The sequence below is a fragment of the uncultured Paraglaciecola sp. genome (assembly GCF_913058035.1).
GTDB lineage: Bacteria > Pseudomonadota > Gammaproteobacteria > Enterobacterales > Alteromonadaceae > Paraglaciecola.
Window position 1 is genome coordinate 1 of record NZ_CAJXPA010000206.1, and the last position, 6,393, is coordinate 6,393.

The window sequence follows — 6,393 nt, forward strand, 5'->3', positions numbered from 1 at the left end:
GGCATAAAATTGTTAGTTGTTCTAATTTAGCATATTAAGTTAACTTAAGACTGCTGGTTTTATTTGGACGTCGATGGATATTCAGTGATTTATCTCCCTCTGATAATTTTGTGTTGGCAGATGCACCTGAGATCCCTGACCTTGATAACGAATATTTCAGGTTGGCTCACCCACATAAAAATGACATCTCTGACTCAGTGCCTGTTACTGTCAACACCCGTGGTGTCAGTGCAAATAAAACCGTAGATGTGTTTTTTGTTCATTTAGTCGGATTTGTTGGACCTAGTAGTCGGAATTCCAATATGCAAAGCGAAAATTCAGAGGCCTAATCAATCGAATATATGCTGTCTAGCATGACCAGCATTTTTAACAATTATTTTAATAGTATATGCACCGCTCTATCGCGAAGCTCAAATTCAGTCATTTATGCCCGAAAAGTTTGATGCGGGTACCCAAGCACTAGACTTAGCTTACCAAGACATCGAATCGGCATTTGATTATTATCTAACTCATTATAATCAAGCACGTCCCTTTATTGTGGTTAATCATTGTCAGGGCACAACTCACGCTTTACGTTTATCAGAACAAAGGGTATGTGAAACTGTGTTATTCCATCAGCTAATCTGGTTGCCTATAGATAAATTTAGTCGAGGCTTTGATCAGATCACACCTTGTGAAGACACAACACAGCTAGGCTGTATAGTCAGTTAAGATATATTCGGGGAAGACGATAAGCTGGACGTAAATGTTCCGCATCGGTATGACACAGGATGGGAACTCATTCGACAAGCAGATAATAGTGCTAAACCCACCGTTTGTGTCAGCCCAATGAACTAGTAGCGTGATAAGAGTAAGATACAAAAAAGTTAGCATCTTGGTGCCATGCCCGTCGATTTTAAGCGCCCAGCGTATGATATGTTGTTGGTCAACAAACCTTGACTTATTTTTCAAGCATTACCTGCATTAAGTAGCCAGTTAACGGAGGTACAATGCAAAGACGACGACAGCCTAGAAATTATGCAGCGGGCAGATAACATTTTTCAAATAATCTAGAGCAAGGTTATGAAAGTCATCATATGCTCGGCTTTAGTCTATTTTATGGCAATATTCGACAAAACTACATTCAGCGCGTTAATCAATCTATTATGAAAAATAGCGTTTCCTATAAAAAATATTAAGGAATTTAGTATGAACATCGTAAAAAAAGTGTTTCAGCAAACGCTTAGAGTCTCATTTTTATTGTGTTACTTCAGTGTATCTGCGGCTGATGAGGCACAACAACTGTATACCTCTCAACCCGATGTAATCCCAGAATTAGGGAAACGGGGTAAATATTCAGTTGGTGTTAAGACCATTCAGACGACAAACCCACAGCAACTTAGCACTAAGGATTATAAAAGCTTGGAAGATCGCACCTTAACTCTTGAAGTATGGTACCCAGCATTAACTAAAGACATGGATATACAAGCGACTTATGAAAATGTTACACGAACTAACAAAGAATTTTCACTTCAGGGTCGCAGTGTGCGAGACGCAGCATCCAATCAAGAAAATACCTATCCGATAGTAGTGTTATCCCACGGATACACCGGCTATCGCACCATCATGTTTTATCTTGGAGAACATCTAGCTAGCCATGGTTATGTAGTTGTTGGGGTCGATCATACAGATTCTACTACAGGTGAAGTTGACTTTAAAAACGCTCCTTTTGCTGGATTTCCCAGTACCTTAATTAACCGCGCCCGTGATCAGCAATTTGTATTAGATTATTTCACTTCAACTGATTCTGATTTAGCCAAAGTAGTAGACACCAACCTTGCCTCCGTCATTGGGTTCTCTATGGGAGGGTATGGTGCAATAAACACAGTGGGTGGTTGTTATAATTTTAATCAACAAGGTCTACAAGGCTTCGGTTTCCCTGAATCCAATGCAAAGGCATTGTTACCAGTATTTAATACTTGTAACGCGGGAAGGAAGAAAGTTGATAGTCGCTGGAAAGCTATGGTTGCTTTTGCTCCTTGGGGACAAGAACAAAATTTACACACATTGGATGATATTCAAGTACCGAGTTTATACGTTACCGGTGATCATGATGATATATCTGGTTATGAACGAGGTGTAAAAAGGTTATTCGAACAGTCAGCAGCAAAAGACAGCTTTATGTTGGTGTATGAAAATGCTCGGCACAATGTGGCACCACATCCAGCGCCAGAAATAGCTTATGCTGATGAGGCGGATTTAGGCCTTTATTATGAGCCAGTTTGGAGCAGTGAGACCCTCAACCGTATTAACCAACATATGACTTTGGCTTTTTTAAACTGTTATGTAAAAAAACATGTGTCTGCATGTGATTATTTGCCTAAAAGAGAAAGTAGCACCCAAGTTAAACAAGCTGGTGGTAAATTAACAGATCCTTGGCCGGGTTTTGCTAACAGGTGGGCAGTGGGCATGAGGTTTGTTCGAAAATAATAAATAGCAGTTAACAAATAGCAGTTAACAAATAGCAGTTAACAAATAGCAGTTAATTAATAACAGAGTATAAAGGTACATGGACATAGACATATTTCAAGTTGACGCTTTTGCGGAACAAGTCTTTAAGGGTAACCCAGCCGCGGTATGTCCCTTAGATATGTGGATAGCTGACGAACTACTGCAAGATATTGCACAAGCAAATAATTTGTCTGAAACCGCTTTTTTTGTGCCTTATCAGGATAATTTCCAATTACGCTGGTTTACGCCGTCCCATGAAGTGGACTTATGTGGTCACGCAACATTAGCTGCTGCTCATGTACTGTTTACACATTTAGGATATGAAAAGCCTGAAATTTGCTTTAATACTAAAAGTGGGGACTTGTTGGTGACTAAAAAGTCCAATGGGTTAGAAATGGATTTTCCTGCATCTTTGCCAAAGCCAGTGATTGCCCCTGATAATTTGTTGTTGGGACTAGGAGGGGAGATAAAGCCTAAAGCTATATCTGCAGCTTTTGATTATATTATTGAACTTGACGACGAGGCAGCAGTGAAAAAACTTTCGCCTAATTTTGAATTATGGAAGACCATTGATCTTAGAGGTGTGGTGGTGACTGCAGCAGGTAGCGATGTTGATTTTGTTAGCCGATGTTTTTTCCCTAAGTTAGATGTTAATGAAGATCCCGTAACAGGTTCAGCCCATTGCGAATTAGCCCCTTACTGGTCGAAAAAATTGAATAAAAAAAGATTGAAAGCCAAGCAGTTATCACCCAGATCTGGAGAAGTTAAATGTCAACTTATCGGTAATCGTGTGTTACTAAACGGTAAAGTAGTAGATTATATGCATGGTAAGATAAACTTTTAAAATCATAGATTTTATCAATATCTTAAGTATTAATATCGTTCACTTATGCGAACGATATTTTATAATTACTACGTTTATTATTCTTGCGTAAAGGTTAGCCCTGCGTTTGTCACAAGACGTTTAATCAGTTTTTCGCCCATGGCTGGAGCTGATGTCCAAATACCACCTTGAGTGTCTACTGCGTCCTTTACCAAACAAATAGCTGCTTCGGTGATGATTTTTGAAGTAGAACCATAGCCTGGGTCTCTATCGCCTGTAACTGCCACTTTAATGACATTACCATTATCGTCAGAGCCAACATATACCATGTCATACAAACCTGCTTCACGTTCTTCTTTACTTGGACCTTCACCTGGTTTGGGACCACCGTCACCCCCCATGCTTTTGTCATTCGCCATAGCATTGGCGATAGTTTCACCTTTTTCGCCAGGTCCTGTCATAAACATTTCGTCATACACAAAATCGTCGCCATATTCGCTATTCAACAGAAAGTTAGAACGCTGCACGTTGCGTGTATTGATGGCTGCCATTACAAAAGGTGTTACCCAAGATCCCAAGTCTTCCTCGTAGTATGGTTTATTGCCATAAGGTTGATCGGCACCTTTAAACCCTGGAGTAAGAGAGAACGGGTTAAGCAAAGCCTGCATTTTGGCCGGATCTTTTTTAGCCGCTATAAGCGTCTCTTTAAAGCTTGCTGCTGTACCACCTGAGAAAGTACCTTTCATTTTTCTAACACGACATCTTACTCTAGGCATAGGGTGACCAAATTTTTCTTTGGCTAATTGTTGTAAGTGATAAACTCCTAAGTCAGATGGAATAGAGTCAAAACCACAAGAGAATACTATACGCGCGCCACTGGCTTTAGCTGCTTCCTCATGGGCAGGGATCATTTCACTCATCCATACCGGCTCGCCACATAAGTCCACATAATCTACTCCAGATTTAGCGCACATAGCCACCAAATCTGAACCGTATAATTGATATGGACCTACAGTGGTTAAAACCAGTTTAGTCTTATCTAACATCGCTTGAATTGAGCTTAAATCCTCAGAGTCAGCTACAACTAAGGGAGTATTTGCAGGTGCACCAATTTCATCTCTTACTGAAGCTAGTTTTTCAGCACTTCTCCCAGCCATTGCCCATTTTACTGAATTATCACCAGCGTATTGCTTAACCAAATACTCAGCAACTAGTCTTCCTGTAAAACCGGTTGCACCATAAATAACAATATCGAATTCTTTATTTATACTCATTAGACATTTCCTTAAACGTTCCATCAAATTTAGTATGTTGAGTGTAATGGGGATTAACTTGAATTTTAATTTATTTGGGGAATGGCTAACTATATTCTTTATTAATAAACAGATTACACTTTTGATTGATATAAAGCTGTATTCTCGGTTTATATCACATAAAAACACAGTACAAAAAAAACGAGTCACAGACTCGTTTTTTATTCAGTACATTAACTAGAAAACTCCAAGCAGTGTAACTTTCTATGCCGTAACAATCTTACTGGCATTAGTGCCGCCGATTGTTTCCATTACATCACCGTAGGTCATAATAAATTGATCGCCTGACTCTAAAATTCCTTTTTCCAGCAAAGCGGCTACAACATCATTTTTAAGTTGACCAGGATCGCTACCTCTTGAATCAAAAAACACCGGCATAACACCACGATATAATGCCATTTTATTAAGCGTGTTTTCGTATCTAGACAAAGCGTATATAGGTAAAGAAGTCGTAATGCGAGACATTAACAGAGGTGTACTTCCGCTCTCGGTTAATGAGACTATCGCTTTAATAGTGCTTAAGTGGTTAGCTGAATAAACAGCGCTCAAAGCGACTGTTTCGCTGACAGAACTAAACGACTCATCCATCCTATGCTTCGAAATAGTGACGCTTGGGTGAGTTTCAGCGCCTACACATACGCGTGACATGGCTTCAACCGTTTCTACTGGGTATTCACCAGCAGCTGTTTCGGCTGACAACATAACAGCATCGGTTCCATCTAACACAGCATTTGCCACGTCCATCACTTCTGCACGAGTCGGCATTGGACTTGTTATCATAGACTCCATCATTTGTGTGGCGGTAATCACAACTTTGTTAAGCTGCCTAGATCGAGCTATAAGTTTTTTCTGCACGCCCACTAATTCGGCATCACCAATTTCTACACCTAAATCGCCACGAGCAACCATCACTGCATCCGATGCTTCGATAATGTCGTCAATGGCTTCGTCAGAAGCAACCGTCTCTGCACGTTCTACTTTTGCACAAATCATGGCATAACAACCTGCTTTTTCAGCGAGTTGTCGGGCATAACGCAAATCATCGCCAGAACGGGGGAAAGAAACTGCCAAATAATCCACACCAATCTTTGCTGCGGTAACAATATCTTCTTTGTCTTTGGCGGTCAGTGCTTCGGCAGATAACCCTCCACCTTGGCGGTTAATACCTTTGTTATTTGATAACTTTCCGGCAACAGTGACTTCAGTGTGAACTTTATTACCTTCAACGGCAGTAATTTTTAGCTGTATACGTCCATCATCAAGTAATAATAAATCACCTTCTTTCACATCCTGGGGTAAGGCTTTATAGTCAATACCCACCGCTTGCTGGTTGCCGTCATCACGACTCATATCGGCATCCAGAATGAAGTGGTCACCAATCTTTAAGATAATCGATCCATCAACAAATTTAGCTATACGGATTTTTGGCCCTTGAAGGTCGCCTAAAATAGCTACGTATTTACCTAATTTTTTTGCTGCGGTACGAACTTTTTCTGCTCGGTTAATATGGTCTTCTGCTGTTCCATGAGAAAAGTTCATTCGAACCACATTGGTTCCAGCTTTAATAATTGCTTCAATTTGCTCAACTGTATCTGTAGATGGCCCTAGAGTAGCAAGTATTTTGGTTCGTCTTAGCATAGTTTGAGTGCTCTGTTGTTATGGCGCATATGTTGGCTATCTGCGCAATTCGTAATGCGTAGGATTAGCAGCGTTCAATAATTTAAGCATAGCCACTATAAGGCTATAATCCTCTTTGTAGGTATCTTA

At 40.2% G+C, this 6,393-nt stretch carries 6 protein-coding genes; 4 read left to right on the forward strand and 2 right to left on the reverse strand.

Features of this window, described 5'->3' with window-relative positions:
- Positions 1-110 precede the first annotated feature (110 nt).
- The 4 genes from QZ562_RS18415 to QZ562_RS18430 all read left to right on the forward strand — a co-directional run bounded on the left by QZ562_RS18415 (position 111) and on the right by QZ562_RS18430 (position 3,334).
- On the forward strand, positions 111-329 hold the full coding sequence (locus QZ562_RS18415) for a hypothetical protein (RefSeq protein ID WP_293763469.1): 219 nt from the start codon (positions 111-113) through the stop codon (positions 327-329).
- Between the two features lie 97 nt (positions 330-426).
- Positions 427-711 carry a DUF3089 domain-containing protein gene (locus QZ562_RS18420; protein WP_293763472.1) on the forward strand — a complete coding sequence of 95 codons (285 nt, stop codon included), beginning with the start codon at positions 427-429 and terminating at the stop codon, positions 709-711.
- Positions 712-1,188: 477 nt separating this feature from the next.
- Positions 1,189-2,469 (forward strand): acetylhydrolase, encoded by a 1,281-nt coding sequence (locus QZ562_RS18425; protein WP_293763475.1) that lies wholly within the window; start codon positions 1,189-1,191, stop codon positions 2,467-2,469.
- 79 nt (positions 2,470-2,548) lie between these two features.
- The gene (locus tag QZ562_RS18430) at positions 2,549-3,334 is read left to right on the forward strand and encodes a PhzF family phenazine biosynthesis protein (protein ID WP_293763478.1); all 786 of its coding nucleotides are present in this window, start codon (positions 2,549-2,551) and stop codon (positions 3,332-3,334) included.
- 77 nt (positions 3,335-3,411) lie between these two features.
- On the opposite strand, the gene QZ562_RS18435 is transcribed toward QZ562_RS18430, so the two are convergent.
- Positions 3,412-4,587: a saccharopine dehydrogenase NADP-binding domain-containing protein gene (locus QZ562_RS18435; protein WP_293763479.1), complete on the reverse strand. Its 1,176-nt coding sequence runs from the start codon at positions 4,585-4,587 to the stop codon at positions 3,412-3,414.
- A 243-nt stretch (positions 4,588-4,830) separates the two neighbouring features.
- Complete coding sequence (pyk, locus tag QZ562_RS18440; RefSeq protein WP_293763480.1) at positions 4,831-6,264, reverse strand: pyruvate kinase; 1,434 nt, start codon at positions 6,262-6,264, stop codon at positions 4,831-4,833.
- Positions 6,265-6,393 lie beyond the last annotated feature (129 nt).